This is a genomic window from Streptomyces aureocirculatus, from assembly GCF_000720475.1.
GTDB lineage: Bacteria > Actinomycetota > Actinomycetes > Streptomycetales > Streptomycetaceae > Streptomyces > Streptomyces aureocirculatus.
In genome coordinates this window covers 16,942-43,299 of record NZ_JOAP01000013.1, presented here as the reverse complement: position 1 = coordinate 43,299, position 26,358 = coordinate 16,942, and the positions used below count along the sequence as shown (strand labels likewise).

General features: G+C 70.3%; 23 protein-coding genes and 3 pseudogenes. 15 read left to right on the top strand and 11 right to left on the bottom strand.

Annotated features, from left to right (window positions below; all coding sequences use genetic code 11):
• Positions 1–22: 22 nt before the first annotated feature.
• Positions 23–1,924, bottom strand: coding sequence for an amidohydrolase (locus IG78_RS45705; RefSeq protein ID WP_030562839.1), 1,902 nt, complete (start codon positions 1,922–1,924; stop codon positions 23–25).
• 93 nt (positions 1,925–2,017) lie between these two features.
• The gene (locus tag IG78_RS52155) at positions 2,018–2,146 is read right to left on the bottom strand and encodes a hypothetical protein (protein WP_263972719.1); all 129 of its coding nucleotides are present in this window, start codon (positions 2,144–2,146) and stop codon (positions 2,018–2,020) included.
• A gap of 138 nt (positions 2,147–2,284) precedes the next feature.
• On the opposite strand from IG78_RS52155, the gene IG78_RS0114035 reads away from it, so the two are divergent.
• The 4 genes and pseudogenes from IG78_RS0114035 (at position 2,285) to IG78_RS42085 (ending at position 6,251) form a co-directional block, all read left to right on the top strand.
• Entirely contained in the window at positions 2,285–3,031 is a 747-nt protein-coding gene (locus IG78_RS0114035) for a hypothetical protein (RefSeq protein ID WP_051852634.1), read from the top strand.
• Positions 3,032–3,348: 317 nt separating this feature from the next.
• Positions 3,349–4,218: an MBL fold metallo-hydrolase gene (locus IG78_RS0114030; protein ID WP_030562835.1), complete on the top strand. Its 870-nt coding sequence runs from the start codon at positions 3,349–3,351 to the stop codon at positions 4,216–4,218.
• Positions 4,219–4,547: 329 nt separating this feature from the next.
• Positions 4,548–5,738, top strand: coding sequence for an alanine--tRNA ligase-related protein (locus tag IG78_RS0114025; protein WP_030562832.1), 1,191 nt, complete (start codon positions 4,548–4,550; stop codon positions 5,736–5,738).
• 50 nt (positions 5,739–5,788) lie between these two features.
• Positions 5,789–6,251: pseudogene (locus IG78_RS42085) on the top strand (M15 family metallopeptidase).
• 80 nt (positions 6,252–6,331) lie between these two features.
• Here IG78_RS42085 and IG78_RS0114015 read toward each other — a convergent pair.
• Positions 6,332–6,961 carry a TetR/AcrR family transcriptional regulator gene (locus IG78_RS0114015; RefSeq protein ID WP_030562830.1) on the bottom strand — a complete coding sequence of 210 codons (630 nt, stop codon included), beginning with the start codon at positions 6,959–6,961 and terminating at the stop codon, positions 6,332–6,334.
• A gap of 144 nt (positions 6,962–7,105) precedes the next feature.
• Between IG78_RS0114015 and IG78_RS0114010 the strand changes: the two genes are divergently transcribed.
• Entirely contained in the window at positions 7,106–7,735 is a 630-nt protein-coding gene (locus tag IG78_RS0114010) for an MSMEG_1061 family FMN-dependent PPOX-type flavoprotein (RefSeq protein ID WP_030562828.1), read from the top strand.
• A 20-nt stretch (positions 7,736–7,755) separates the two neighbouring features.
• Positions 7,756–8,664: a PDR/VanB family oxidoreductase gene (locus IG78_RS0114005; RefSeq protein ID WP_030562826.1), complete on the top strand. Its 909-nt coding sequence runs from the start codon at positions 7,756–7,758 to the stop codon at positions 8,662–8,664.
• Between the two features lie 47 nt (positions 8,665–8,711).
• Here the strand turns inward: IG78_RS0114005 and IG78_RS0114000 are convergent, their stop codons facing one another.
• Positions 8,712–9,155 (bottom strand): MarR family winged helix-turn-helix transcriptional regulator, encoded by a 444-nt coding sequence (locus IG78_RS0114000; protein ID WP_030562824.1) that lies wholly within the window; start codon positions 9,153–9,155, stop codon positions 8,712–8,714.
• A gap of 87 nt (positions 9,156–9,242) precedes the next feature.
• Between IG78_RS0114000 and IG78_RS0113995 the strand changes: the two genes are divergently transcribed.
• Positions 9,243–9,800 carry a quercetin 2,3-dioxygenase gene (locus tag IG78_RS0113995; RefSeq protein ID WP_030562822.1) on the top strand — a complete coding sequence of 186 codons (558 nt, stop codon included), beginning with the start codon at positions 9,243–9,245 and terminating at the stop codon, positions 9,798–9,800.
• A 22-nt stretch (positions 9,801–9,822) separates the two neighbouring features.
• On the opposite strand, the gene IG78_RS0113990 is transcribed toward IG78_RS0113995, so the two are convergent.
• Positions 9,823–10,995, bottom strand: a complete 1,173-nt coding sequence (locus IG78_RS0113990) for a serine hydrolase domain-containing protein (protein WP_030562819.1) — start codon at positions 10,993–10,995, stop codon at positions 9,823–9,825.
• A gap of 112 nt (positions 10,996–11,107) precedes the next feature.
• Positions 11,108–11,497 (bottom strand): VOC family protein, encoded by a 390-nt coding sequence (locus IG78_RS0113985; RefSeq protein WP_030562817.1) that lies wholly within the window; start codon positions 11,495–11,497, stop codon positions 11,108–11,110.
• A 127-nt stretch (positions 11,498–11,624) separates the two neighbouring features.
• On the opposite strand from IG78_RS0113985, the pseudogene IG78_RS0113980 reads away from it, so the two are divergent.
• The 4 genes and pseudogenes from IG78_RS0113980 to IG78_RS0113965 form a co-directional block, all read left to right on the top strand.
• Positions 11,625–11,981 (top strand): annotated as a pseudogene (locus tag IG78_RS0113980) (LysR family transcriptional regulator); the annotation flags it as partial.
• A 191-nt stretch (positions 11,982–12,172) separates the two neighbouring features.
• Positions 12,173–12,940, top strand: coding sequence for a uracil-DNA glycosylase family protein (locus IG78_RS44030; protein ID WP_051852618.1), 768 nt, complete (start codon positions 12,173–12,175; stop codon positions 12,938–12,940).
• On the top strand, positions 12,940–14,493 hold the full coding sequence (locus IG78_RS0113970) for an amidohydrolase family protein (RefSeq protein WP_063760752.1): 1,554 nt from the start codon (positions 12,940–12,942) through the stop codon (positions 14,491–14,493). Before IG78_RS44030 ends, IG78_RS0113970 begins: the two co-directional genes overlap by 1 nt.
• A 79-nt stretch (positions 14,494–14,572) precedes the next feature.
• Positions 14,573–16,159, top strand: a complete 1,587-nt coding sequence (locus IG78_RS0113965; RefSeq protein WP_030562809.1) for a S41 family peptidase — start codon at positions 14,573–14,575, stop codon at positions 16,157–16,159.
• Between the two features lie 59 nt (positions 16,160–16,218).
• On the opposite strand, the gene IG78_RS0113960 is transcribed toward IG78_RS0113965, so the two are convergent.
• On the bottom strand, positions 16,219–16,473 hold the full coding sequence (locus IG78_RS0113960; RefSeq protein ID WP_030562807.1) for an EF-hand domain-containing protein: 255 nt from the start codon (positions 16,471–16,473) through the stop codon (positions 16,219–16,221).
• 271 nt (positions 16,474–16,744) lie between these two features.
• Between IG78_RS0113960 and IG78_RS0113955 the strand changes: the two genes are divergently transcribed.
• Together IG78_RS0113955 and IG78_RS0113950 are read left to right on the top strand one after the other, a co-directional pair.
• Positions 16,745–18,142, top strand: coding sequence for an MFS transporter (locus IG78_RS0113955; protein WP_030562805.1), 1,398 nt, complete (start codon positions 16,745–16,747; stop codon positions 18,140–18,142).
• Positions 18,139–19,365 carry an FAD-dependent monooxygenase gene (locus tag IG78_RS0113950; RefSeq protein ID WP_030562803.1) on the top strand — a complete coding sequence of 409 codons (1,227 nt, stop codon included), beginning with the start codon at positions 18,139–18,141 and terminating at the stop codon, positions 19,363–19,365. Before IG78_RS0113955 ends, IG78_RS0113950 begins: the two co-directional genes overlap by 4 nt.
• A gap of 20 nt (positions 19,366–19,385) precedes the next feature.
• Here the strand turns inward: IG78_RS0113950 and IG78_RS0113945 are convergent, their stop codons facing one another.
• From IG78_RS0113945 to IG78_RS0113935, 3 genes are read right to left on the bottom strand one after another with little or no spacing between them, the layout of a single operon-like run.
• A complete protein-coding gene (locus IG78_RS0113945; protein ID WP_030562801.1) occupies positions 19,386–20,081 on the bottom strand; it encodes a response regulator transcription factor in 696 nt (231 codons plus the stop codon).
• Complete coding sequence (locus IG78_RS0113940; RefSeq protein WP_031128877.1) at positions 20,078–21,448, bottom strand: sensor histidine kinase; 1,371 nt, start codon at positions 21,446–21,448, stop codon at positions 20,078–20,080. The genes IG78_RS0113945 and IG78_RS0113940 overlap by 4 nt, the downstream gene beginning before the upstream one ends.
• Positions 21,449–21,455: 7 nt before the next feature.
• Positions 21,456–23,714, bottom strand: coding sequence for an MMPL family transporter (locus tag IG78_RS0113935; RefSeq protein ID WP_030562797.1), 2,259 nt, complete (start codon positions 23,712–23,714; stop codon positions 21,456–21,458).
• 314 nt (positions 23,715–24,028) lie between these two features.
• On the opposite strand from IG78_RS0113935, the pseudogene IG78_RS49170 reads away from it, so the two are divergent.
• A pseudogene (locus IG78_RS49170) lies at positions 24,029–24,142 on the top strand (VOC family protein); the annotation flags it as partial.
• 78 nt (positions 24,143–24,220) lie between these two features.
• On the opposite strand, the gene map reads toward IG78_RS49170, so the two are convergent.
• Positions 24,221–25,003, bottom strand: a complete 783-nt coding sequence (map, locus tag IG78_RS0113925) for a type I methionyl aminopeptidase (RefSeq protein ID WP_030562794.1) — start codon at positions 25,001–25,003, stop codon at positions 24,221–24,223.
• A gap of 582 nt (positions 25,004–25,585) precedes the next feature.
• On the opposite strand from map, the gene IG78_RS0113920 reads away from it, so the two are divergent.
• Positions 25,586–26,221, top strand: coding sequence for a hypothetical protein (locus IG78_RS0113920; protein ID WP_051852616.1), 636 nt, complete (start codon positions 25,586–25,588; stop codon positions 26,219–26,221).
• Positions 26,222–26,358 lie beyond the last annotated feature (137 nt).

Below are 26,358 nucleotides of genomic sequence, written 5' to 3'. Positions count from 1 at the left end.
ATGATCATGCGATCGGAGTACGTCAATCGCGCAGGGTGTCGTGCACGATCTGCCCGTCCACGACGGTGAGGACGACGGGCATCTCCGGGATGTCGTGGGGGTCGGCGGCGAGCAGGTCACCGTCGAGCACACAGAGGTCGGCGACCTTGCCCGGCTCCAAGGAGCCCTTCCAGTCGTCGGCGAAGTCCTGCCAGGCCGCGTCGATGGTGTACGTACGGATCGCCTCGGCGAGGCCGATGCGCTGCTCGGGGCCGCTGACCCGGCCTGCGGCCTTCGACTCGCGCAGCACCATGGTGGCGACGCCCTGGCGCCAGTCCGGGTACGTGACGGGCGCGTCGGACCCGCTGGCGACGCGCACACCGGCGTCGACGGCGTCCCGGTAGGGCCACGCGTACGCGGCCCGCTCGGCGCCCACGAACTCCTCCTCCATGTCGGCGACGGTCCACTTGATGGTGGGGTTCATGTTGACGCCGAGGCCGTGCGCGGCCAGCACCTTCATGCTGTGCGCGGTGAGGAAGTCGCCGTGGATGATGTAGTGGCGGGCGTCGGGCCGCGGCTGCTCCGCCAGGGCCGCGGCGAAGGCGTCCGCGACGGTGTCGCAGGCCCGGTCGCCGGTGACGTGGACGCCCAACTGGTACCCGGTGGCGTGGGCGTGCCGGACCATGGCGTCGATCTCGGCGACCCGCTCGGCGTCGGTCTCGCCGCCGACGCACAGGGAGCCGCAGCCGCCGCCGGAGTACGGCTCGTGCATCCAGGACGTCTTGTTGGGGACGATGCCGTCGGCGAAGATCTTGACCCCGAGGATCGCGAGGCGGCGCGGGTCGGCGCCGCCGGGTCCTACAGATCCACCGGATCCACTAGATCCACCGGATGCACCGGATGCACCGGATGCACCGGATGCACCGGATGCACCGGATGCACCGGATGCACCGGATGCACCGGATGCACCGGATGCACCAGCCTCACCGAACTCGCTGGACTCACTGGACCCGCTGGACTCGCTGGACTCGCTGGACTCGCTGGACTCGCTGGGAACACTGAGCGCGGCGAGAGTGCGGGCGAACTCCTCGGCGGTGCTCGCCATGCCGGTGGGCAGGAGCAGGACGCCGAGGCGGGCGGTCAGTTCGCCGTCGGCAAGGAGCTGACGGTAGACGTCGAGGGTCTCCGCGCCGAGCGCGCCCCGCATAATGCCGTCACCGCCGGGGCCGAGACCGGGCTCGGTGTAGCTGGTCACGCCGAGCCGGGCGAGCGTGGCGAGGTTCGCGCGGATCGCGTCGGTCCGCTCCTGCCGGCTGAGCGGCGGCAGCGCGTTCTGGATCAGGGCCTGGGCCCCTTCATGGAGCAGTCCGGTCGGCTCCCCTGCTCCGTCCGCGACGATGGCCCCGCCGGGCGGCGCGACCGTGTGCCGGTCGATTCCGATGAGCTCCAGTGCCTTGGAGTTGACCCAGGTGGCGTGCCCGGAGAAGGAGTACAGGACGACGGGGTGGTCCGGGCTCACGGCGTCGAGGTCGTGCCGGGAGGGCAGCCGCGCGGGGTCGGCGACGCACTCGTCGAGGTATCCGGTGTCCCAGCCGTGCCCCGTGATCCACTGCCCGCCGGGCACCCGCCCGACGGCCTCCCGTACGGCGTCGGCCACGTCCGCGAGGGAGGAGACGGCGGGATGGCCCAGGTCGAGGGAGAGGGGCGGCGTCGACATGCCGAAGGCACACCCGTGCAGATGGGAGTCGTTGATACCGGGAAGCAGCGTCGCCCCTCGCAGGTCGACGACGCGGGTGTCGGGGCCGATGAACGGTGCGACGTCCTGCCGCCCGCCGACGGCTCCGACGACCCCGCCGGTCACCGCCAGGGCCGAGGCGACGGAGAACTGCGCGTCGACCGTGACCACTCGCCCACCGACAAACACCAGATCCGCATACGTGTTCACACAAGGTCCTCTCACAAGCCGGGCGCCCTTAGGGCCTGTCTGACATTTCCCGTCTGCCAGGCCCTAGGAGGCCCGCGAACGATCTCCAGAGGACTATGGCCGCGGCCCCACTCCGCGCACATCGGTCATTCCACCGATACGGGCTCCCCCGCCGTCGCCGCCGCCGTCGCCGTAGAGGGAGTTCATCGACGCGGCGTCGAGCGGAGCGGCGGTCGGCGTCACCCATCCCTGACCTGATCGCACGTCACATGCTTTGTGCAGAACGCCGATTCGCGGGTAACCGGCACAAACAGCGGCCCACTTCGAGGTCGTCACCGTTCGGAACGCGAGGGTGCGTTCCAGGGGAGGGAGATGTTCGCCTTGCGTGGAAACAAACTGCTGGCCGCGATGACCGTTGTCGGTGTCTCGGGTGCGCTCCTGGCAGGTTGCGGAGACGACGGGAACGACTCGGACGGCTCGAAGAAGCCCTTCTCCGGGGAGAGCGCCGACCAGATCGCCGGCAAGGCCGTGGCGGCCACGAAGAAGGCCAAGTCCATGCACATCAAGGGTGATACGCGGCAGCCCGACGGCAAGTCCCTCACCCTCGATCTCTCCGTCGACAAGCAGAAGAACTGCGACGGCACCATTCAGATCCAGGGCTCACGGGCCGACGTACGGCACATCGGTGACACGTTCTATCTGCGCGGCGACGAGCAGTACTGGAAGTCCTCGCTCAAGGGGCAGCCGGGCGCCGCGAAGGCGATTCCGAAGTTGCGGGACAAGTGGGCGAAGATGCCCGCCGACGACGCCGTCACCAAGGGGCTGTGCGACAAACAGGGCCTGGTGGCGTCGATGGACGAGGACAAGTCCGCGCGCAAGGGCATGAAGAAGGGCGGCACGACGACGGTGAGCGGCCAGGAGGCCATCAAGCTGACGAAGAAGGCGTCGTCCGGCGAGACACAGACGCTGTACGTGGCCACCGAGGGCGAGCCGTACATCCTGCGCACCACGACAGAGGGCGGGAAGCGCCCCAGCACCGCCACCTTCGGCGACTACGGCAAGGACGTACGGCCGGAGAAGCCGTCGGCGAACGACACCGTCGACCCGCAGCAGCTCGCGAAGTCGTGAGCTCGCGAAGTCTTGGGCTCTCCACGTCGTGAGTTCGCCGAGTCATGAGTTCGCCGAGTCGTGAGTTCGCCGCCACGTCGTGAGGGTCGCCGTACGGGCGTCGGGAGGGTCGCCGTACGGGCGTCGGGAGGGAACCGTCGCCAGGAGAGGGCCCCGCCACCCATAGCACCACAAAAGGGTCCACGTCCCGCGGATGACGAGAGCGGCATGGAGCCGGAAGTACAAGAACGGGTGGGCCTACCGCTTCCGGCAGCGGATGGGATTCCCTGGAGGGGCGGCCCCGGACGGGGGTCGCCCCTCCTGGAAGGAGCCCCGCCATGGACGGCTGGTACGTGGACGACCGCTGCACCAACTGCGATGTCGCCCGGCAGTTCGCCCCCGAGCTGATCGTCGAGTCCCGGGGAAAGTCCCGGATCCTGCGCCCGCCGCGCGACGAGGAGGAGACACAGCGCTTACACGCGGCAGTCTTCGCCTGCCCCACACGCTCGATCAGGCCGACGACCGGGCGGCCGGACCCGGGACACGACCCCTTCCCGATGCCCTTGGACGACGGCGTGCTGATGTGCGGGCACAACTCACAGCACACCGCGGGAGCCAACGCCTATCTGCTGCTGCGGCCCTCCGGCACGGTCATGATGATCGACACACCGCGCTGGAGCCGTGCCCTCGCCGCACGGTACGAGGCATCGGGGCGCGTCACCGATGTGCTGCTCACCCACCGCGACCACGCCGCACACGGCCGCCGCTACGCGGACCACTTCGGCGCCCGACTGTGGATCCACGAGGGCGACCTGGACGCGGCACCGGACGCCGACCAGGTCATCCGGGGTCTCGACCCCCTGGAGATCGGCGAGGGAGTCACCGCCCACCCGCTGCCCGGCCACACCCAGGGCAGTGTGCTCTACCTCGCGGACGACCGGTACTGCTTCAGCGGCGACAGCTTCTACTGGTCCCGCACCACCGCCGACCTCGAAGTCGCCGAGACCGTGACCTGGTACTCCATCGAGGAACTGGCCACCTCCCTGGCCAGGACGGCCGACCGGCTGCGCTTCGAATGGGTCCTGCCGGGCCACGGCGACCGCCGCCACCTCCCCGCCGACGAGATGTCCCACCGCCTACGCGCCCTGTCGGAGCGCACCCGCCTGTTACGCCCCCAGCCCATCGACTTCACGGCCCTCCGCTGGTGATCCCCCGTGCGCTCCGTACGACACAAGAGCGCTCCGTACGAGACAGGACAAGACCGCTCGGGTCCTGGCCTCCCCGACGGATAATTCACGTGCCTCGTACGGCAGGGCCCGTTACAGTCACCCCATGAACGTCACCGGCCCAAGCCTCATCGCGACCGCGCGAGCGACCAGCTCGCCGGTTGCCGCCGTCTGACCTTCCCCTTCCCACCGGCGACCGGAAACGGCCCGTCGGTGGTTCCGTGGCGTTCCTGTCCTTGCGCCCGGTGTGATGGCCGGCGCGGTTCCGTTGTCCGGTGCCTCCCTCGCTGTGACGCAAAGGAGCCACCCTCATGCACACGGAACAGATCGTCCGCACGTTCGTCGAGTATTTCGAGGAGCGGGGACATCGCCGGATCACCGGCTCGACCCTGCTGCCGCCGCCGGGCGACCCGGTCCTGTTCACCACCTCCGGCATGCATCCGCTCACGCCGTATCTGGAGGGGCGCCCGCATCCCCTGGGCAGGCGCCTCGTCAATGTGCAGCGCTGTCTGCGCACCACCGACCTGGACGAGGTCGGTGACGACACCCACCTGACGGTGTTCGAGATGCTCGGCACCTGGTCGCTGGGGGACTACGAGGGCCCGCAGAGTCTCGACTGGGGGTACCGGCTGCTCACCGAAGGGCTCGGAGTGGATCCGGGGCTGTTGCACGCCACCGTTCACGGCGGTGACGACCGGACGTGTCCCGATGACGCCTCCCTGCGGGTGTGGCAGGACCTCGGGGTGCCCGTCGAGCTCACCGAGGGCGACAACTGGTGGGACAACGGGCCGGTCGGCCCGTGCGGCCCCGACTCGGAGATCTTCCTGTGGAGCGGGGACACACCGCCTCGGTCGACGCCCACCCGCGACGACCGCTGGGTGGAGGTGTGGAACCACGTGATGATGCGCCACCGCCGACTCGACGACGGCTCCCTCGTGCCGCTGCCGCAGCGCAACATCGACACCGGGCTCGGCCTGGAGCGCCTCACCTCCCTGCTCCAGGGCAAGTCGTCCGTGTACGAGTGCGACGTCTTCGAGCCCTGGCGCCGCCTCGTACCGGCCCTGTGGCCACTGGACGAGCAGTCGCTGCGCCTGGTGCAGGACCACCTGCGTTCGGCCGTCGTGATTCTCGGCGACGGGGTGCGCCCGGCCAACACCGGACGGGGATACGTACTGCGCCGCCTGGTACGACGCGTCCTCACCGTACTGTGGCGTGACGACCCGTCGCGTGAACTCGGCGACCTGCCCGAGGAGTTGGTCCTGCACACTCTGGACCACTTCCGGCAGGACATGGGTCCCGGTGATGTGCGTCGGCTGCTGGTCGAGGAGGAGCGGCGTTTCAGTCGGCTACTGGAGCGTGGTCGGCAGGTGCTCGCCCGGCCCCGCTTCCAAGGGCCGCTGTACGACGAGGACTTCCACTACCTCCACGACACCCATGGCCTGCCGCGCGATCTCGTCATGAGTCTGCGGCAGGACCGGCGGGAACGGCGGGAAAGCCGGTGAACGCACGCCGCGCGCCGCACCCGCGTGGAGGTGTGCGGGATGATCGCGTCATGAATCAGATCGTCTTGATGTCGGACCCCGAAGTCGCCGCGATACCCGTCGTGGAGTGCGGCGAAGCCCTCGTGGACGTCCGCAGCGGCGGCTCGTTGCTGGTCGACACACGTCAGCAGGACCCGGCGGATGCCTTCGCGTATCGCCGACATCGCCCCGCACAGCACCGGCGCAGCCGTCGACCTCACCCTGGCCGACGCCGACGGGCGCGAGCTGGACCTCGGCACACCGATGAACGCGGACCCGGAGGAGAGCGCGGGCGCCTGCTACACCGACGCCCCCGGCATCAGCGAGGAGGCCCGCGCGCACCGGAAGCTGCTCGGCTCCGTACTGACGGCCGCGGGTCTGGTGAACTATCCGACGGAGTGGTGGCACTGGTCCTTCGGCGACCGCTACTGGGCCCTGTCCGGCGGACATGCCACGGCCCTCTACGGCCCGAAGGAGATCACCCCGCGCCCCTGACCTCCGCGCCCGCTGGCCTCCGCGTCCCCTGCCTGCTGCCCCGGACCGCCTCGGCCCCTGCCGGACCGACCCTTCAGTTGTCAGTCCGGTACGGGCGCGGCCGTCAGATAGCGCGTGAGCATGGCGACGAGTTCGTCCTCGAGGCGGCGGGCGTCGACGGAGCGCGGCGCGGCGAGGAGCTGGTGGACGAGTTGCTCCGTGGACACGACGAGACGGGCGGCGGTGTCGATGTCGGTGACGTGGACCTCCGGATGCCGTGCGAGCAAGTCCCTTGTGAAATCGACCTGTTCGCGCTCGGTCCTGGCCATCCTCTCCAGCAGTTCGGGGGCGCGTGGTGCCTGCTCCGCCATGACCTGGAGGAGCTTCGGGTCATCGAGGTGGTTGTCGATCACAACGCGCACGAAGGCGCGCACTATCGCTTCGAGGGCTTCGGGCTGGTCGCCGTCCTGACGCTCCTTGAGCAAGACCGCTCCAGCGTCGAGGTGCCGCGTCACCAGCTCAAGAAGGATCGCGTCCTTGTTCGGGTAGTACTGGTACAGCGATCCGATCGAGATCCGCGCCCGCTCCGCGATGCGGTTCGTGGTCCCCGCGGCGTACCCGTGTTCGGCGAAAACGTGAGCAGCCGCGGTGAGGATGCGCTGCCGGGTGAGTTCGGCCCGCGCCTGTCGCGGCTGTTTACGTGCTCGGAGGGACTGCGGGTCCGCTGCCATGACACCTCCTGGAAGCGCTGCGAAAGCGAGTAGCGCAAGATGCGAGTAATTGCTCACAATAGTGCCACGACCTGCGGGAAAGCAGTGCCGACAGGCGCCGTCACGCGGTCGGACCGCTACCCCTTACGGAACCGAGGAGCCCCTGTGACGCATGCTCGTGTCCGCCCCCGGCGGGTTTCACCGGCCGAAGTCCGTGAGCGGCTCGGCACGCCCGACGCCTTGGTCGAGGCCAAGATCCTCGACCGTATCGACGAGCACTTCCGCCGCTTCATCGCCCACTCTCCCTTCCTCACGCTGGCGACGGCGGACGCCGCGGGCCGCGCCGACTGCTCGCCCCGCGGCGACTACCCGGGCTTCGTGAAGGTGCTCGACGAGCACACGCTCGCCATGCCCGACCGGCCCGGCAACAAACTCGCGGACTCCTTCCGCAACCTGGCGGAGAACGACGGCGTCGGGATGTGCTTCCTCATCCCCGGCCTGCGCGAGACGCTGCGCGTCAACGGCAGCGCGTACGCCACCGACGAACCCGACGTCCTCGCGCGCATGCACACCGAGGGCCGAGAGCCCGAACTGGCGCTGGTCATCGAGGTGGCGGAGGCCTACTTCCACTGCGGTCGCGCGCTGGTCCGCTCTCGTCTATGGGACCCCGCGAGCCAGGCACTGGCCGACGAGATGCCCTCGGTCGGTGAGATGACCATCGCCCAGCACAACCTGACCATCGACCCCGAGGTCATCGACGCAGGCCTCGAAGAGGCCTACCACACCCTCTACTGAGCGGGCCGGGTGACTCAGCCATGCAGCACACCGTGATCGACCGCACCGAACACGCCGCCGAAGGCGTCGTCTCGCTCCTCCTGCGCGGCACCACCGGCCCCCTGGCCCCCTGGGAACCGGGCGCCCACGTCGACCTGTCCCTGCCGAACTGGCTCACCCGCTCGTACTCGCTGTGCGGCGACCCCGCCGACGAGGAGCACTACCGTGTCGCGGTGCGCCACGACCCGCTCAGCCGGGGCGGCTCGGAGTACATCCACCACTACCTCCGCCCCGGCCGCGCCCTCCAGGTGTCGCTGCCCCGCAACCACTTTCCGCTGCTGCCCGCACCGCGGTACCTCTTTCTGGCGGGCGGGATCGGCATCACTCCGCTGCTGCCCATGCTGTCCGCGGCCGTCGCGGCGGACATCCCCGCCGGCCTGGTCTACGTGGGCCGGTCGGCCTCGGCCATGCCGTTCGCCGAGGAGCTGCGCTCGCGCCACGGCGGCCGGGTGCGGCTCGTCGCCACCCGCGAGGACGGCAGACCGGACCTGACCGCACTGGCCTCCGACCTGGCGCCGGGCACCCTGGTCTACTGCTGCGGCCCCGCCCCGATGATCGCCGCCGCGCAGGCCGCCTTTCCCGCCGGGCAACTGCACACGGAGCGCTTCCGCCCGGCCGCCCGGGTCTTCCCCGAGAACACGCCGTTCGACGCGGTGTGCGCACGCTCGGGACGAACCGTCCCGGTCCCCGCCGACCAGTCCCTCCTGGACGCCCTGAACCGCGCCGGACTCCCGGTACCCGGGGGCTGCCGCGAGGGTGTCTGCGGCAGTTGTGAACTCACCGTGCTCTCCGGCGGCCCGGAACACCGGGACGACATCGGCGCCCCCAAGGGCCGTATGTACGCGTGTGTGTCGCGCGCGCTCACGCCGGAACTGGTCATCGACCTCTGACCGGACTCACGCCGGGCCGTGGTGCGCGTACGGCTGCGGCCACCCCCTCACCCCCGATCCGGGGAGGGCGGCGCACCCCAGGGCGCCTCAAGGGCCGTCCGCAGGGCGTCCGCGGCCTCCTGACCGATCCGCTCGGCGAGCTGTTCCTCCAGCCGCTCCAGTACGAGGACGGCCTGGCGGTGGGCGCGCCGCCCCTCCCGGGTACGCCGGATCAGCCGCCGGCGTGCGGAGGCGGGGTCCGGGACCTGTTCCAGTAAACCGGCGGTGATGAGGCCGTGCACGGCTTGGTGCGCGGTCTGCCGGGTGACGCCCATGCGCCGCGCCAGCTCGGACACCGTGGTGCCCCGGTCGTCCAGGACGGCGAAGAGCTGGACCTGCGTGGGGGACACGGGTGCGGCTCCGGCTTCCGCCAGGGCCGCGAGGAGTCCTTCGTCGAACCAGTTCCGGGCGGCGCCGAGCAACTGGGGGAGGTTGCGGCGGGTGGACTGCATGTATTCCTCACGATCGGCTTGCCTGTCACCACCCTCTCATGTCAGGCTCCCTGACATTAAATAGGCCGGTCCAGGGAGGAACACGCCATGACCATCGAATACGCCACCCGCTACCGGCGGGCCTCACGCATCCCCGCCGACCCGGGCAAGCCGTACTTCATCGAGAAGGGCGAGGGCGACCGCGCCCACCTCTTCGGCGACCTGATCACCATCTACGCGGGCGGCGAGCAGACCGAGAACACCTTCAACTTCTTCACCGTCGAAGGCCCCAAGGGCGACGTCATACCGGCCCATCTGCACCCCGACACCCACGAGGTCTTCTACGTCACGCACGGCGCGGTCCGCCTGTTCGTCGAGGACACCGGGGGCGACCAGCAGGAGAAGCTGCTCACCCCCGGCGACTTCGGCTTCGTACCCAAGAACTGTCCGCACGCCTACCGCATGGAGCGCCACCACAGCCAGGTCGTCGGTGTGGCGGCGGGACCCGGCGGGACCTTCGAGCGCTTCTTCGAAACCCTGGGCGCCCCTGCCGAGCCGCTCGGCCTGCCCACCGAGCCGGTCGTCCCCGACCCCGCCAAATTCGCGACCGTCCCCGACCGGTACGACGTGCGCTTCCTGCCCGACCACCGGTGGCGGACCGGGTGAACGGGGCCCGCGCCTGGGAAGCCTATGAAGACGAGCCGCAGTACTCGGCGTTCATGACGGTCATCATCGAACCGCCGTCCCAGTCCCCGTTGTAGTTGAAGGAGAACTGGTGGCGGCCGTCCGCGGTGCTGGTGGCCAGGGAGAGCCACCCCACCATCCCGCCGCCGTGCCCCCACACCGTCGTACCGCAGCTCGTCCTGAACCGCTGCAGGCCGAGCCCGTAGAACCTGTTCGGCGATTCAGGGCTGGTGACGGTGGTCTTCATCGCCTTGAGCTGCTTGGGCGAAAGCAGCTTCCCGCGCAGCAGCGCGCTGTAGAACCGGTTCAGGTCATGGGCGCTGGAGATGATGTCACCGTCGGCCCAGCCCTGCGAGCCGTTCATCTCGGTGATGTCATCGATCCTGTCCGGCTGCGTGCGGAACAGCTTGGCGTAGCCGCGGCTGCTCGGCTGCGGCAGACGGATGCTGTTGCCGGGCTGGGAAGTGGCCTTCAGGCCCAGCGGCTTGATGATGCGGTCGCGCACCTCCGCCTCGTACGTCCTGCCCCCGATCTTCTCGACGATCAGTCCGGCGAGAACGTAATTGGTGTTGGAGTACGAGTGGTTGTCGCCGGGCTCGAACAGCGGCTTGTGGGAGAGCGCCACCTTGATGTGCTTGCGCGGCGGCAGGGTGTCGTAGCGGTGCTTGAGGTAGCCGTCGCCTTCCATGTACGTGGCCGAGTACTTCTTGTCGGCCAGGTAGTCGAACAGGCCGCTGGTGTGGTTGAGCAGCCGCCGTACGGTGATCTTGCGGCCGTCGTTGCCGTTGCCCCGTACCAGGCCCGGCAGATGGCGCTCCACGGTGTCGTCGAGGCTGAGTCTGCCCTCGTCCTCCATCTGGAGCAGAACGGTCGACACGAACGTCTTGGTGATGCTGCCGACACGGAACCTGTCGTCCTTGCCGCGCGGCTCACCCGTCTTGAGGTTGCCCACCCCCGACGCCGACTTCCAGACGCCCTTGGCGTCCCTGGCCGCGGCCGTGACACCCGGCGTGCCCGACTTGACGGCCGCGTCCATGGCCCGTTGCGTCGCCCGGTGCCCGGCCGCCGCGGAGGTGGTGTCCGGCTTCGCCTGAGCGGGGACCGCAAGGGCGGCCGCCGCCACCGCTGCCGCCGCCACACCCACAACGGCGGCTCTGGATATCGTCCGTAACGTCATTCCCTACTCCTCACTGTCTGCACAGAGCGGTACCGCCTATCAGGACCGCTGACAGACGCAGCTTGGTTGAGCAGGGCCCGGAATTCTCGTCGGGGCGCTCGTCAGCGCCGGGTCAGGACGCCTCCGGGTACCAGCGCAGTTCCACGGTGTTGCCGTCCGGGTCCCGCACGTAGAGGGAGATCGCGGTGCCCCGCGCGCCGAAGCGCTCACCGGGGCCGTCGAGGACCGTGAACACACCGGAGTCGATGGCCTCCTGCCAGTCGAGCGGCTCGACGACCAGGCAGATGTGGTCGACGTTGGTGCCCTCCGGCCAGCCGGAGGGCGCCTCGACGAGGTCGATGATCGTGGTGGGGCTCACCCGCACGGACGGGAAGGGGACCTTGCCCGCCCGCCATTCCTCCACGCGCACCGGTGCGAGGCCCAACGGGCCGGTGTAGAAGGCGAGCGAGCGCTCGACATCGGCGGTGTTGAGGACGAGGTGGTCGAAAGCGATCACGCGCATGGGAGTTCTCCTGGGGTGGCGAGGGGCGATGTGACGGTACGGCGGTACGGCGGTGCAGCCGGTTCTCGACTGCCGCGGCTTTCCGTCGGCTTCAGCATCGCCCAGCGGGCATCCATCGGTCCAACACATGTTGCAGATGCGTTACGTCCTCGCCGTGGCGGAGTCCGCGAGCTTCACCCGCGCCGCCGAACGGTGCCACGTCGCGCAGTCCGCGCTCAGCCACCAAGTGGCCCACCTGGAGAAGGAACTGGGTGCTTGGCTCTTCGAGCGGACCAGCCGCCGGGTGCGGCTGACCGTCGGATCGATCCCCACCGTGACGGCCGTCGACCTCCCCGCCGTGCTGCGGGACCACCGCCTGAGCTACCCCCAGGTGCGGATCAGCCTGCGGGCAGGATCCAGCGAACGGCTCGTCGAGCAGGTGCGTGCCGGTCAACTGGACGCGGCCTTTCTCGGCGTGCTCCCGGGGTTCAGGACGCATGGCGTGCGCGACCGGAACTCGCCCACGGGCGGCGCGTCCAAGGAAAGCCCGTACAGAATATAACCCAGTATGCACCATTTGCGCCGAATGGTGGCGAGTGATCCACTGATGGTGTACGCCGGGTTGGGGTTGCGGCCGCCGAGCCCATGTCCGTGCTCGCAGGCGCGAGCCGCCCGGCGTCGAGGAGGCGCTGACCCATGCCGGAGTTCGACCGCGGGCCGACGGCCCAGTTCGCCGACTTGCTGACGCAGGTGCCCGATCCCCCCGTCAAGGACGCCTTCTGGTTCGACTGGGGGCCGATCTTCTACCGCGGCCGCCTCGACGGCTCGGCCCGTGTGCTCGTCGTGGCCTCGGACCCCGGTCCCACCGAGCGGATCGCCGGGCGCAGCCTCGTCGGCAACGCCGGCCAGCGCGTCCAGGGGTTCCTCACCAAGCTCGGCCTGACCCGCTCCTACGTATGCCTCAACGCGTGGGCCTACGCCGTCCACCCGAGCCAGGCCTTCGCCATGAAGGAGCGCCTGGACGACCCGGAGCAGACGCGGTGGCGCAACGCCGTCTTCGCCCGGGCCACGGACTCCACTTTGCAGGCCGTCGTAGCCATGGGGTTCATGGCACGGGAGGCGGTCCGGCTGTGGGCCGAACGCCCGCAGGTGCCGCTCGTCGAAGTCCCCCACCCCTCCAGCCACGACCCGGCGGTCCTCCTCGATGCCTGGCGTGACGCCGTCACCGAGCTGCGGGACGTGGTGACCCCGGACGACGACGGGGACAACACAGGACCCAACTACGGCACCGAGTTCCTCGAGTCCGACTACAGCGCGGTCCCCCGCCGCGATCTGCCCTTCGGCGCCCCGGAGTTCCTGGGCGACGACGCCTGGGTGCGGGCCACGGCGGGCGGGCCGCAGAACTCCGTCAGCCGCCCGTCGCCCGACGACAAGCACACACTGCTGTGGAAGGCGCCGGGCTGATGGCTCTCATCCTGCGGGGCACGGTGGTCACCTGCGACGACGACCACCGGATCCTGGACCCCGGAGACGTGTACGTAGGTGACGACGGCCGGGTGGCCGCGGTGCGCCCGGCGGGGCAGGCTCCCCCCGCGGGGTTCTCCCAGGCTCCGCTGGCGGACACGGGCGGGCTGATACTCCCGGGCCTGATCGACCTGCACAGCCATCTGCTCTACAACACACTTCCGCTGTGGGAAGCGGTCGGCGTCCCCTATCAGCACCATGACCGCTGGGTCGGCGAGAAGCACCCCCCGGACTACTCGACGTCCGTGACCTGGCCCGCCAAGGTGCTCGGCCAGGCCGCGCCCGAGGCGCTCCTCAAGTACGTCGAGGTCAAGGCCTTGATCGGCGGGACCACAGCCATACAGGGCGCCCCGCTCTCGACGCGTGCCGTCGACGGCTGGCTCCTGCGGATCATCGACAACGAGAAGCTGCCCGCCGGTGCCGACATGGTGATGACCGCGGCGCTCCAGCTCGACGCCGAGGTGCTGCGCGAGGAGCGGGCACCCAAGCTCGACGGCACCCGGCTGCTGATCTACCACGTCGCGGAGGGCAGGCTGGGTACGATCGTCCACCGCGAGTTCGAGGACCTCGAACCGTGTCTGAAGCCGGGCCTGATCGGCGTGCACGCCACCGCGCTGACCGCGGCCGACTTCAAGAAGTGGCAGAGCGCGGTGGCCGCGATCAACTCCGAGGAGAAGGCGACCGTCGTGTGGTCGCCGTTCTCCAACTACTGGCTGTACCACGACACGACGAACGTGGTCGAGGCGGACAAGAAGGGGCTGCGCATCGCGCTCGGCTCCGACTGGTCGCCGTCGGGCACCAAGAACGTGCTCGGCGAGCTGAAGGTCGCCGACGCCGTCAACCGCCACGAACTCGGCGGGCGCTTCAGCGACCGCGAGCTGTGCGACATGGTCACCGCGAACCCCGGGGACGCACTGGCGACCGCCTGGGGTCCGCACGTGGGACGCCTCCAGCGCGGCGGCGCCGCGGACCTGCTGGTACTTGAACACCACGACCCGGCACAGGACGCCTATCGCAACCTGATCGACGCCACCGAACGCCACATACGTCTGGTGATGGTGCGCGGCAAGCCGTTCTACGGCACGCCGTCCCTGATGAAGGCGGCCGGAGCGACGGACACCGACGCGATCACGGTGGCCGGGAGCAGGCGCCGCGTGGCGGTGCGCGAACCGGGCAGGACCGACGCCCAGCTCGACTGGCCCGGCGTCAAGCGGGCGTTGGAGAAGGTCCGCGACGACCCGGTGGCCGCCTGGCGTACCTCGCAGGACGCGCTCGCGGACTGGGGCGGCCCGCTCGACGACCCCGAGGCGCCGCTCGCGCTGTTCGGCGACATGCCCGAAGGCGACACGGGAGCGTTCGCCGCGGCGGGCGAGGTCCCCCTGGACCTGGTCGTCCCGCGCATGGACCCGCTCACCCACGACGCCGCCTTCCTCGCCGCGGTAGCACGCGCGGGCGTGCCCCAGCTCCAGCACCTCGCGGGCTACTACCGATGAGCCGTGGACGACCGCCGATGCGCCGTGGACGACCGCCGATGCGCCGTGGGCGATCACCGATGCGCCCGGACGACCGCCCATGAGCCCGACCGTCGCGATCGCGGAGCCCGCCCGTGCCCTGCCGGATTCGACCGGACTCCAGGAGTTCATGGAGCGGGTCGAAGCCGACCCGCTGCCCCTCGCCGCCCGTTACCAACTGGTGGCCGCCGCCCGTGTGCTGCTCGAGGAGCTGTACGTCCACCTCCCGCTCAAGCGGGCCATGCACGCCACCGATCCCGTGCAGCGCCTGCGCCTCCTGGAGCGCCGTCTCCAGCCCTTCAGCGAGTTGCAGTTCCACACCGAGCTGACGGATGTCTTCCGGGGCCTGCGCGACCTGCACACCGGCTATCAGTTGCCCGATCCGTACCGCGGGCAGGTGGCGACGCTGGGGTTCCTCATCGAGCGTTACGCGGACCCCGACGGGACGCCGCACCACATCGTCTCCAAGATCGACAGCTCGCTCGTGCACGCGGGCTTTGACGTCGGCGCCGAACTCACCGCCTGGAACGGCGTTCCCATCGAGCGGGCCATCGAGCGCAACGCCGCCGCCCAGGCGGGCTCCAACCTCGACGCGCGCCTGGCCCGCGGCCTCGAATCCCTGACGCTGCGCCCGCTGCGTACGGGTCCGCCACCGGACGAGTACCAGGTGCTCCTGTCCTACCGCTCCCCCGGCGGCCGCCGCCGCGAGACACGTGTCCCGTGGCGCGTGCGTGCCGCCGAACAGCGCGCGGGGCGCGTGCAGGACCCCGTACCCACGCTGGCGACGAGTCTCGGCATCGACGTGGGGAGCGAGGTCCGCCGACAGGTGAAGCGGACACTCTTCGCGCCGCCACAGGCGCGGCGTTCGGCCGCGCGGGCGCTGCGCGGCGTCGTCAGCCACCGGACGCTGCGGATCCGTGGCCGCTCGTACGGGTATCTGCGCATCTTCTCGTTCAACGTCGCGGGCGCCCGGTCGTTCGCCGAGGAGGTGGCGCGGATCGTCGGAAGCGGACCGGCGGGCGGTCTCATCGTGGACATCCGCGGCAACCCCGGGGGCCACGTCCCGGCCGCCGAGTCCGCCCTGCAAGTCCTGAGCGCGCACCCCGTCGCCCCGGTGAGCTTCTCCCTGCCCACGACGCGCGCCGCGCTCGCCCTCGCGCGCTCGAACCCCGCCTTCCGCGTGTGGACGAACTCGATCCGAGCCGCCGTGGAGACCGGCGAGGTGTACTCGCAGGCCTTTCCCCTCACCGACCCCGAGGCCGTCACCGCCGGGCTGCCGCGATACCCGGGGCCGAAGGTCCTCATCACCGACGCCCTGTCCTACTCGGCCGCCGACATCTTCGCCGCCGGTTTCCAGGACAACGGCCTCGGGCCCGTCCTCGGCACCGCCCGGCGCACCGGCGCCGGCGGCGCCAACGTGTGGACGCACGAGCTGCTGCGCGTGTGGCTGCCGGAGCTGCTCGACGAACTGCCGCGCGGCGCCGGGTTCCGCGTCGCGCTGCGGCGGGCCACCCGGGCACGCGGCAACGTCGACGTTCCCCTGGAGGACCTCGGCGTACAGGCGGACGAGCTGCACCACTTGACCCGGCGGGATGTCACAGGGCGGAACCAGGACCTCCTGGCGGCGGCCGCCACACTGCTCGCCTGACCGGGGCCGAGACCGCCTGAGAGCCGGCCCGGGTCAGCACACCCGTAGCCGTCTCATGGTCAGCGCCAGCCGAAGCGGCGGTCCACGACCGCCTCGAACTCCTCGACCGTCAGGACCGCGTCCCCGTTCTGGTCGGCGGCGTCGAACAGCGCAGAGGAGGCGTCGGCGTCCCCGAGGCCCCAGAACGGCAGGTCCCCGGACGCGGCGAGGGACGGCCCCTTCGTCCGCAGCGCGACGATCACCTCCACGCGGCTCAGCGTCCCGTTCTCGTCGAGGTCCAGTGCCTTGAACAGCTTCCGGGCCTTCTCACTCATGGCGTGGTCCTCATCCTCGGCGTCGGCAGTGGGTTCTCGGTTCGCGGTCCGGGCGGCGGACAGGACGCAGGCCCGGACACGCGTCAAGTATGTCCGGCGCTCACCTTGGTCACCGGGCAACCCCGCATCAGGGGTAGTGCGCGGGCACCAGGACGGATGAGTGGCTGGTCCGGGCGCACCAGAGCAGGACGGCGGCGGGGAACGATGCCCGGCGGCGCGCCGGAGGGAAGTGTGGGGGGCGCGCGAATCCCCGACGAGGAAAAGGACGTCCATGTCCATGGCTGTGGTTTCCCCTGCCCGCATCGGGAGGCTGTCGATCGGTGCCCTCGGCATCCTGGCACTCGCCCTCGGCACCCTGCAGTCAGTGGTGGAGCCCGCGCTCCCCCAACTGCAACGTGAGTTGGGTGTCAGTCCCGCCGAAGGAGCGTTGATAGGCAACACGTTACTCGTCACCGGCGCGGTCGTCGCACCCGTCGCGGGCAAACTCGGCGACCGCTACGGCGGAAAGCGGGTCCTCGTCCTGCTGATGGCGGTGGTCGCGGCCGGTGGTCTGCTGGCCGGTGTGGCGCCGAACCTGCCGGTGCTGTTGCTGGGTCAGGTATTGCAGGGCGTCATGGTGGGCGCGCTGCCCCTCTCCTTCATCCTGGTACGCAAACACCTGCCCGCACGGGCATCACGGGTGGCGATCGGCTTGGTCATGGCGCTGTTCACGGGCGGCGGCATGGTGGGGACGCTGATTGCCGGACCGCTCGCGGAGGGGCTGTCCTGGCACTGGATGTTCGTTCTGCCGACGCTCGTGATCATCGCGACGACGTTGGTCGTGGCGCGGCTGATGCCGCACGATCCGCCGGTTCATTCGGACCACGGGATCGACTGGCCCGGCGTGGTTCTGCTGAGCGCCACGTTGCTCGTGTTCATGCTCGGGCTCGTACGGGTGACGGGCGCGGGACTTTCGCCTCTCGGGGCCGGTGCCGTCGCGCTGGTCGTGGCCGCCCTCGCGACCGGATGGGTCGCCGTCGAGCGCAGGGCGGCCGCGCCCATGGTCGATCTGCGCATGCTGGCAAAGCCTGCGATGTGGCACGCGTGCGTACTCACCTTGGTCATCACCACCAGCTTCGGGATGGTGTCCTTTCTGCTCCCGCAGTTGTTCGCGCTGTCTGCCGACGGGTACGGCTTCGGGCTCAGCACCACCGACATCGGCCTGTTCCTGCTGCCCGGCGCCATCGCGGGGGCGGTGAGCGATTCGGTGGGCGGGGTCGTGGCGCGGCGTGCCGGTCTGCGTGCCGTGCTCACCGTGGGCGCCGTCGTCACGGCGGTCACGATGATCGCCCTGGCGTCCCTGCACGCCGCGGCGTGGCAGCTCACGGTCGCCAAGGTGCTGACGGCGATCGCCGCGGGTGTCGCCTCCACGGCGTTGCTCACCCGCACCGCGACCGCCGTCGACTCCAGGGACATCGGTATCGCCACCAGCCTGCTGGTGGTGACACGGGTGATCGGAGTCGCCCTGGGCGTCCAGATCGGCGGCGCGATCCTCGACGCCGGGGCCGACTCGACGACGGGCCTGCCGACCGAATCGGCCTTCGCCACCGCTTTCGCCGTCGCCGGCACCGTCGCCGCGCTGTCCCTGCTCATTGTCCGTATCACGAAGAACAAAGGAGCCCAGGCATGACCACACCCAACGGTCCGACGACGAACGTGCGTACTGGCGCGAAGCGCACAGTGCTGATCTCCGGGGCGAGCATCTCCGGCCCCGCGCTGGCGTACTGGCTGCGCCGGTCCGGCTTCGCGGTCACCGTGGTCGAGAAGGCGGGCGCACTGCGCGCCGGTGGTTACCCGATCGACATCCGCGGCACCGCGACGGAAGTGGTCCGGCGGATGGGCATACTGCCGCAACTGCGGGACGCGCACATCGACTCGCGTCGCTGCACGTTCCTCGACGCCGACGGCAGCACGGTCGCCTCGCTCGACCCGCGCGTTGTCGACGGCGGTGTCGCGGGGCAGGACCTGGAGGTGCGTCGTGGGGATCTGGCCGCGGTCCTCCACGCCAAGATCCGCGACGACGTGGAATTCCTGTTCGGCGACTCCATCGACACCCTCGATCAGCGCGCGCGTGGGGTCGACGTCACTTTCCGCAGTGGGCGGCAGCGTACGTTCGACCTGGTGGTCGGCGCCGACGGAATGCACTCATACACCCGGGAGTCCCTGTTCGGCCCCGAAGGACAGTTCCACCGCTACCTCGGCTACTGCTTCGCCATCTTCACCATGCCGAACACCTTCGGGCTCTCCCACGAGCTCATGCTGTGGAACACCCCGGGGAGAGCCGCGGCCCTCTACGCCGTCGGGGACGACGACGAGTTGCACGCCTTCCTGAACTTCCACCGCCCGGAACCGCCGTTGGACGCCCTCCGGAACCCCGGCGCCCAGCGGGACCTGGTCACCGCGGCCTTCGCGGGCGCGGGCTGGGAGGTCCCCGGCATGGTCGACGCCATGCGCGGCGCGGACGACCTGTTCTTCGACACGGCCGGTCAGATCCGCATGCCCCGCTGGTCGAGGGGGCGCGTCGCGCTCGTCGGTGACGCCGCGTACGCACCCTCGTTCCTCACCGGACAGGGTTCGAGCCTTGCCCTGGCCGGTGCCTACATGCTCGCCAACTCCCTGTCCACGCACCGGGATCACACCGCGGCGTTCGCCGCCTACGAACGCGGCCTTCGCGAGTTCGTCGCCATGAACCAGGCTCTGGTCGACAACGGTGCGGCCACGCTCTTCCCCACCACGGTGCGGGCCCTGGACCAGCGCAACACCAGGCTGCGCGGCCTCGTCACCATGCCCTCCGCGCCGGCCCGACCGGCTCACTCGGCCCTTGTACTGCCCGCGTTCGCCCCGGCCCTGTGAACACCCGGGGCGGCCGGGGACTACGAAAGGCGGTCGGCGCCGCCGCCGTCGGGGCCCGCGTGGGCCAGGCCCGTCCGGTAGGCGATGACGACGAGTTGCGCCCGGTCGCGGGCCTCCAGCTTCGTCATGGCGCGCTGCACGTGGGCGCGTACGGTGAAGGGACTGAGGAACATCCGCTCGGCGATCTCCTGGTTGGACAGGCCGGTCGCCACGAGAGCCACCATCTCGCGTTCGCGCGGGGTGAGCACGGCGAGTTGTTCGGCGCGGTGCGGCGGGGGGTCGTCCGGCGTGGAAAGGAAGCGGGCGACCAAGGAGCGGGTCGCGGCGGGGGACAGAAGCGTGTCGCCGTCGGCGATCGTCCGCACGGCGGCCAGCAGGTCCTCGGCCCCGATGCCCTTGCCGATGAAGCCACCGGCTCCCGCGCGCAGCGCCTGAGCCACGTACTCGTCGGTCTCGTACGTGGTGAGGATCAGGATGCGGGTACCCCGCAGATCCGGGTCCGCGCAGATCTCCGACGTGGCGGTGAGACCGTCCACCTCGGGCATGCGAATGTCCATGATCACCACGTCCGGGCGCAGTTGCCGGGTGAGTCGCACCGCCTCCCTGCCGTCGGCGGCCTCGCCGACCACGGTGATGTCGTCGGCGGAATCGAGCAGCATCCGGAAGGCGCCGCGCAGCAGGGCCTGGTCGTCGGCGAGCAGCACTCGGAGCGTCACGGCGTATCCCCTGCCTCTTCGTCGGCCGCTCGTCCGGCACCTGTCACTCCGTCACCTGTCGCTCCGTCAGTCCCCCGCGTCGTGTCCTTGGCGGGCGGGAGAGGCAGCTCGGTGGAGACGAGGAAGCCGCCCTCCGGGCGCCTGCCCGCGGAGAGGTGTCCACCGACCGCGCTGGCACGCTCCCGCATCCCGATCAGTCCGTAACCGGGCGGACGGTCGGGCAGGGTGGACGCATGAGGTTCCGTGGACGCGCGTGGTCCCGTGGACACATGCGCTCCCGTGACCGCGCCCGTTCCCGTGGCTGTGGCCGACGCCGTACGGGTACTCCTCCCGTCGTCGGCGACGGTGATGGTCACCCGGTCGCGGTTCCAGGCGAGGCGCACCCGGGCGCTACCGGTTCCTGCGTGCTTGGTCACGTTGGTCAGGGCCTCCTGGATGATGCGGTAGGCGGTGAGGTCCAGTCCCGGTGGCAGCGGCCTGGCCGCGCCTTCCTGGTGCACCGACACTTCCAGACCCGCGCGGCGGAAGGATTCGAGGAGCGTGGGAAGCCGGGAGAGGCCGGGCGCCGGTTCGGCGGGCGCGGGGGCGTCCCCGGTCTGACGCAACAGGCCGACCGTGGCCCGCAGTTCGTCCAGCGCGTTGCCGGTGGTCTCCACGAGCTCCCGCAGGCTCTTGCGGGTCTGTTCGGGGCGGGTGTCGAAGAGGTGGGCCGCGACTGTGGCCTGCGCGTTGGCGAGGGTGATCTGATGGGCCACGAGATCGTGCAGTTCCCGGGCGATGCGCACCCGTTCCTCGGCCACTCTCCGGCGCGCCTCGCTGTCCCGGCTCTTCTCGGCCCGCTGGGCGCGCTCCTCCACGGCCGCCAGGTAGGCCCGCCGGTTGTGCACCGAGTGCCCGAGTACGCCGGCCACCAGCGGGAACACCGCCACCGCTCCCACCCTGCTCGCGTCCTTCCACGACAGGTCCCCGAACAAAGGGGTGGAGGCGACGAGCAGCGCCGCGGAGGTGAGCGACACCGCGATCACCGCGCGCCGTTCGGTGCGCGCGGTGAGCGAGTAAGAGTAGGCGGTGATCACGGCGGGGGCCACGATGATCGGGCTCAGCAGGAGGCCCAGGGGCAGCACGAGTACGCCGCTCGTGGCGGTGACGGCCATGGCGACCAGCGGCGCCCGGTGCCGCAGCGGCAGCACGGCACAGGACACCACGGCGATGAAGTAGGCGGCGGCGGACGGTGGTGACAGCGGTCTGTTGTCGTCCTGGAGCACACCGCCGAGCAGACAGAGCGCGAACGCCGTCGCCGTGATCACACCCTCCCGCCACCACCTGCCGCGTGGTCGCGGGCCGCCACCGCCGCTCCTGTTCGTCACGGCCGGCTCAGTACCGATGCCCGTGGCGGCCGACGGGATGCCGGGGCGCCGCCGCGTCCGCCGCTGTCGCGGGGGCCGGGACGTACCGGCTCAGCTTCTCGCCCTCGATGTCCACGTTCGGCAGCACACGGGTCAGGATACGGGGCAGCCACCAGGCCCGGTGGCCGAGCAGTGCCAGGACGGCGGGCACGATCGCCATCCGCACCACGAAGGCGTCGAAGGCGACGGCGGCGGCCAGACCGACGCCCATCATCTGGATGGTCGGGTTGCTCATGCCGATGAATCCGGCGAACACGCTGATCATGATGATCGCCGCCGCGGCCACCACGCGCCCGCTGTGCCGGAAACCGCTCACGATCGCCTCGCCGGGGGACGCGCCATGGACGTAGGCCTCCCGCATCCGGGTGAGGAGGAAGACCTCGTAATCCATGGCGAGCCCGAACACGATGCCGATGACGAGAATCGGCATCAGGGACATGACGGGGCCGGTCTGTTCGATGCCGATCAGGTCTGCCGCCCAGCCCCACTGGAAGACGGCGACGAGGACACCGAAGGCGGCACCCACCGACAGCAGGAAGCCGAGCGCGGCCTTGACCGGGACCAGGATCGAGCGGAACACCACCGTCAGCAGGAGCACCGCGAGGCCGATGACCACGGTCAGATAGGGGATGAGGGCGTCGGACATGGCTTCGGAGATGTCGATGTTCATCGCGGTGGTGCCGGTCACGAAGACCCCGGCGCCCGTGTCGGCCTCGACGTCGGAGACCGCGCCCCGGATCGCCTGCACCAAGTCCTTGGTCTCGCCGCTGTTCGGCGCGGTCTTCGGTACGGCGGTGAGGACGGCCGTGTCCTTGGTCCTGCTGAGCACCGGATCACCGACCGACGCGACCCCGTCCACTCCTCGTACGGTCTTGACTACGAGATCCGTGGTGGCCCGGGTGGCGTCGGCGGACTTCGATGTGTCCACGACCACGGTGAGCGGGCCGTTGAAGCCGGGACCGAAGCCTTCCGACAGCAGGTCGTAGGCGCGGCGCTGGGTGGTCTCCACCGACTTGGACTCGTCTCCCGGCAGCCCGAGTTCGAGGCTCAGTGCCGGTAGGGCGACGGCGCCGAGACCGAGTCCGGCGGTCAGCAGCACGGCCACCGGGCGGCGCAGCACGAACCGTGCCCAGCGGGTGCCGAGCCCACCGCGGCCGGCCTCGGTGGGCGCCGGGCGCGGGCGTTCGCCGCCAGGAGGGGCGCTCTTGCGGACGGCGCGGGACAGTACCTTCTGGCCGAAGAAGCCGAACAGTGCCGGGGTCAGGGTCAGTGCGACGAGTACGGCCAGGGCCACGGCGCCCGCGCCGCCCATGCCCATCTTGGTGAGTTCGGGGATTCCGACGACTCCCAGGCCGACCAGGGCGATGAAGACGGTCGCGCCGGCGAAGACGACGGCGGATCCGGCCGTGCCCACCGCCCGGCCCGCGGCCTCTTCCGGGTCGCTGCCCCGGGCGCGCTCGTCGCGGTAGCGGGAGGTGATGAAGAGTGCGTAGTCGATGCCTACCGCGAGGCCCAGCATCAGCGCCAGGATGGCGACGGTGGACGTCAGGCCCAGCGGCACGGCGAGCGCGGAGACCAGGCCGAAGGCGATGGCCACGCCCACGAAGGCGGTCAGCAGTGACAATCCGGCCGCGACCAGTGATCCGAGGGCGACGACAAGGACCACCGCCGCGACCGCCACGCCGATGATCTCCGTGGTGCCGCCCGGAGACTCCTCCGCGTCCAGGGCCGAGCCGCCGATCTCCACGGTCAGCCCCGCGTCCCGGGCCTGGCTCGCGGCGCGCTCCAGTGCGCTCTTCGTCGACTCGTCCAGGTCGACGGCGTCCGCGGTGTAGGTGATCGTGGAGTAGGCGATGGTGCCGTCCTTGCTGACGGCGCCGGTCTCATAGGGGTCGGTCGTCGAGGAGACCTGATCGCCTCCGTCCAGCGAACCGAGCGTGTCCTCGACGGCCGCCTTGTTCTCCCTGGCCGTCACCCGCTGCCCGTCCGGGGCCCGGAACACCAAACGGGCCTCGGCCCCCTGGGAGTTACTCTCGGGGAAGCGCTCGTCCAGCAGGTCGAACGCCTTCTGCGATTCGGTGCCGGGCATGGAGATGTCCTCTTCCTCCCCGGCCGGCGCGATGGCCGCTGCGGCGATGGCAAGGACAAACCCTCCCAGCCACAGACCGCCCACGAGCCGACGCCGCCGGAAGGCCCACCGTCCGATCCGGTAAAGAAATGTCGCCACCTGTAGATCACTCCAGACACCGTCAGGGCAAGGGGAACACGCGAGATCCGCGCGTCTCCAACCCTTCCTTCCGGCGCCCCGCCGGGCATCGTTCCCCGCCGCCGTCTTCCCCTGGTGCGCCGGGACCAGCCGCTCGCGCGTCCTGGTGCATACGCACTACGGGCCGCCTCGGCCGGGGGCAGCGCGGGGCGCACGGCTGGGGTGCGCGTGACGGCCATGCCGAGGGGGTGTTCCACCGCGCACGTACGTGTACGCCGGTTGCAGCCTGTTGCGGAAGTGGAGCGGCTGTCAGACCTGCCTGGGATGCTCCAAGCATGGGGACGACACTGCAACTGACGATCGACTGCCCCGATCCGCAGAGAATGGTGACTTTCTGGGCCGAGGCCCTGGGCTACGTGCCTGAGCCTCCGCCGGGCGGCCACGCCACGGAGAGCTTGTCGTACCGCGAGGCCGCGCGGACGGAGAGCTAGTCGTACCGCGAGGCCGCAGCTTCTCGCGGTTACGCGCTACGGCCGTGCCTGCGGGGGCAGGGTGAGGATTTCGGCTCCGTCGTCGGTGATGGCGATGGTGTGCTCGCTGTGTGCGGTCCGGCAGCCCGTCGCGCTGCGCAGCGTCCACCCGTCGGCGTCGGTGACGAGCGTGGCGGTGTCGGCCATGACCCAGGGCTCCAGGGCGAGCAGCAGTCCCGGGCGCAGTTTGTATCCGCGGCCGGGCCGTCCGGTGTTCGCGACGTGGGGGTCCTGGTGCATGGTCGAGCCGATGCCATGGCCTCCGAACTCGGTGTTGATCGGGTAGCCCGCCTCGCTGAGGACCGTCCCGATGGCGTGGGAGAGGTCGCCGATCCGCGCCCCCGGCCTTGCGGCGGCGATGCCGGCGGCGAGCGCCCGTTCGGTCGTCTCGATCATCGCGACGCTCTCCGCGGGCCTGGCCTTGCCCACCAGGAAGCTGATCGCGGCGTCCGCGGCCACCCCGCCCCTGGCGACGGCCAGGTCGAGGGTCAGCAGGTCCCCGTCGGCCAAGGTGTAGTTGTGGGGCCGCCCGTGGAGCACGCCGTCGTTGACGGCCGTGCAGATGTAGTGACCGAACGGGCCGCGCCCGAAGGAAGGCGCGTAGTCGACATAGCAGGACTGCGCTCCCGCCGCGGTGATCATCTCCTTGGCCCACTGGTCGATGTCCAGCAGGTTCGTCCCGACCGTGCTGCGCTGCTTCAGCGTGTGCAGGATGTCTCCGACCAGGGCACCGGTGCCCCTCGCCCGCTCGAGCCGCGCGGAGTTCAGGATCTCAATCATGGGGACCTCTCACATGCGTCCAATAACTATACCGGTCTAACTATACCGGTATTAGAATGGGGACATGGCCGGGTTCGCCTCTCACCCCCGCCGAGGTAGAACGCGGACAGCACCTCGGCGCTCCGCTCCGCCCTTCTGCCTGCTCAGACGCTGACTGTTCGAGCGCGGCCTGGCCAGCGCGCTGCTTCACCCCCGCTGGGGGCGGGAGGGGCAGGCCGAGCGGCATCAGGACATTGAGGAGGAGCTCGCGCCGCTCGACGTACGGTCCCTGCCGAACCGACAGCGCCCGGCGACCGGGGGCGGAAACCGCCGCTCCTTGCTAGGCAGCAGCGGCGCGATCCGCTCCCGGAGTCCGTCCGACACGTTCCACGACGACGAACCCATGCCCTGGCGAACGTCAACTCGCCGCAGAGAGACGGCCATCAGCATCGATCAACCCGCCGTCACTCCATGGCCGGACCCGCCATCAGCCGCGCGGTGTAGCGGAGTTCCGTCCGCAGAGCGATCCCGCGCGCTCCCAGGACTGCGATCGTCAAGAACTGAACGGACCAGCCTCCAGTCTGCCGGAACCGAGGATCCCACGTGCCCTCGCTGATACGTGCCAACGATCGCATCACCACCCCCACCGGTCGGCTCCGCGCCGCCTGGGGTGCCGCTCACGAGCCGGCCCCAGGCGTGTCCCGACGCCTTCAACTCACCGCATATGCGGTGCCCCTTGCAGTCCTGCCGTCGAGCGTGTGGCGGCTCCCGGCGGCTTTCGACGACAGGATCAGCCTCGGCGAGCGGATGTACATCCCCTCGCTTTCAGCGGTCTCCGAACTTCTCGCCTTCGCCACGATCGGCCTGATCGCCCGCTGGGGCGAGGTCTTCCCGCGCTGGATCCCGCGCCTGCGCGGGCGGCGGGTCCCGACAAAAGTTGCCGTCGTCCCAGCCGCCCTCGGAGCCACGATCCTCACCCTCATGTTCACCGTCCTAGCCATCGTCAACGAAATCCAGGGCACCACGATCCGCGGCGACGACCTGTCCGACGACTTCCCCGGCGAGGCAGGTGGCTGGGAATCCGCCTGGTTCTACATCTGCTACGCACCACTGCTCCTTTGGGGACCGCTTCTGGCCGTCCTGACCGTCGCGTACCACAAGCGGCGCCGCAGAACCGACTGCCCTGCCGCAGTGCGAGCCTTGAGCGACAAGTCCGGGAGCCCATCGCCTCGTACATGACACTGCGGGCCGATGCGAAGGGCGTGTTCCGTGCCGACTCGCGGCCCACAGACGATGTCCGCCCGGCGCCGTTCACTACGATCGCCACGGTGCCGAACTCGGCGTCCTTCGCGACCTCTGCCTTCACAGCTTCGTCG

What these genes read in the sequence shown, in the direction of transcription:
- IG78_RS0113960 (WP_030562807.1), bottom strand. Translation starts at nt 16,473, where the DNA reads ATGAGTGAGAAGGCCCGGAAGCTGTTCAAGGCACTGGACCTCGACGAG.
- IG78_RS0113990 (WP_030562819.1), bottom strand. Translation starts at nt 10,995, where the DNA reads ATGACGTTACGGACGATATCCAGAGCCGCCGTTGTGGGTGTGGCGGCG.
- IG78_RS0113970 (WP_063760752.1), top strand. Translation starts at nt 12,940, where the DNA reads ATGGCTCTCATCCTGCGGGGCACGGTGGTCACCTGCGACGACGACCAC.
- IG78_RS0113955 (WP_030562805.1), top strand. Translation starts at nt 16,745, where the DNA reads ATGTCCATGGCTGTGGTTTCCCCTGCCCGCATCGGGAGGCTGTCGATC.
- IG78_RS0113985 (WP_030562817.1), bottom strand. Translation starts at nt 11,497, where the DNA reads ATGCGCGTGATCGCTTTCGACCACCTCGTCCTCAACACCGCCGATGTC.
- IG78_RS0114015 (WP_030562830.1), bottom strand. Translation starts at nt 6,961, where the DNA reads ATGGCAGCGGACCCGCAGTCCCTCCGAGCACGTAAACAGCCGCGACAG.
- IG78_RS0113965 (WP_030562809.1), top strand. Translation starts at nt 14,573, where the DNA reads ATGAGCCCGACCGTCGCGATCGCGGAGCCCGCCCGTGCCCTGCCGGAT.
- IG78_RS44030 (WP_051852618.1), top strand. Translation starts at nt 12,173, where the DNA reads ATGCCGGAGTTCGACCGCGGGCCGACGGCCCAGTTCGCCGACTTGCTG.
- IG78_RS0114000 (WP_030562824.1), bottom strand. Translation starts at nt 9,155, where the DNA reads ATGCAGTCCACCCGCCGCAACCTCCCCCAGTTGCTCGGCGCCGCCCGG.
- IG78_RS0113995 (WP_030562822.1), top strand. Translation starts at nt 9,243, where the DNA reads ATGACCATCGAATACGCCACCCGCTACCGGCGGGCCTCACGCATCCCC.
- IG78_RS0114005 (WP_030562826.1), top strand. Translation starts at nt 7,756, where the DNA reads ATGCAGCACACCGTGATCGACCGCACCGAACACGCCGCCGAAGGCGTC.
- IG78_RS0113950 (WP_030562803.1), top strand. Translation starts at nt 18,139, where the DNA reads ATGACCACACCCAACGGTCCGACGACGAACGTGCGTACTGGCGCGAAG.
- IG78_RS0114025 (WP_030562832.1), top strand. Translation starts at nt 4,548, where the DNA reads ATGCACACGGAACAGATCGTCCGCACGTTCGTCGAGTATTTCGAGGAG.
- IG78_RS0114030 (WP_030562835.1), top strand. Translation starts at nt 3,349, where the DNA reads ATGGACGGCTGGTACGTGGACGACCGCTGCACCAACTGCGATGTCGCC.
- map (WP_030562794.1), bottom strand. Translation starts at nt 25,003, where the DNA reads ATGATTGAGATCCTGAACTCCGCGCGGCTCGAGCGGGCGAGGGGCACC.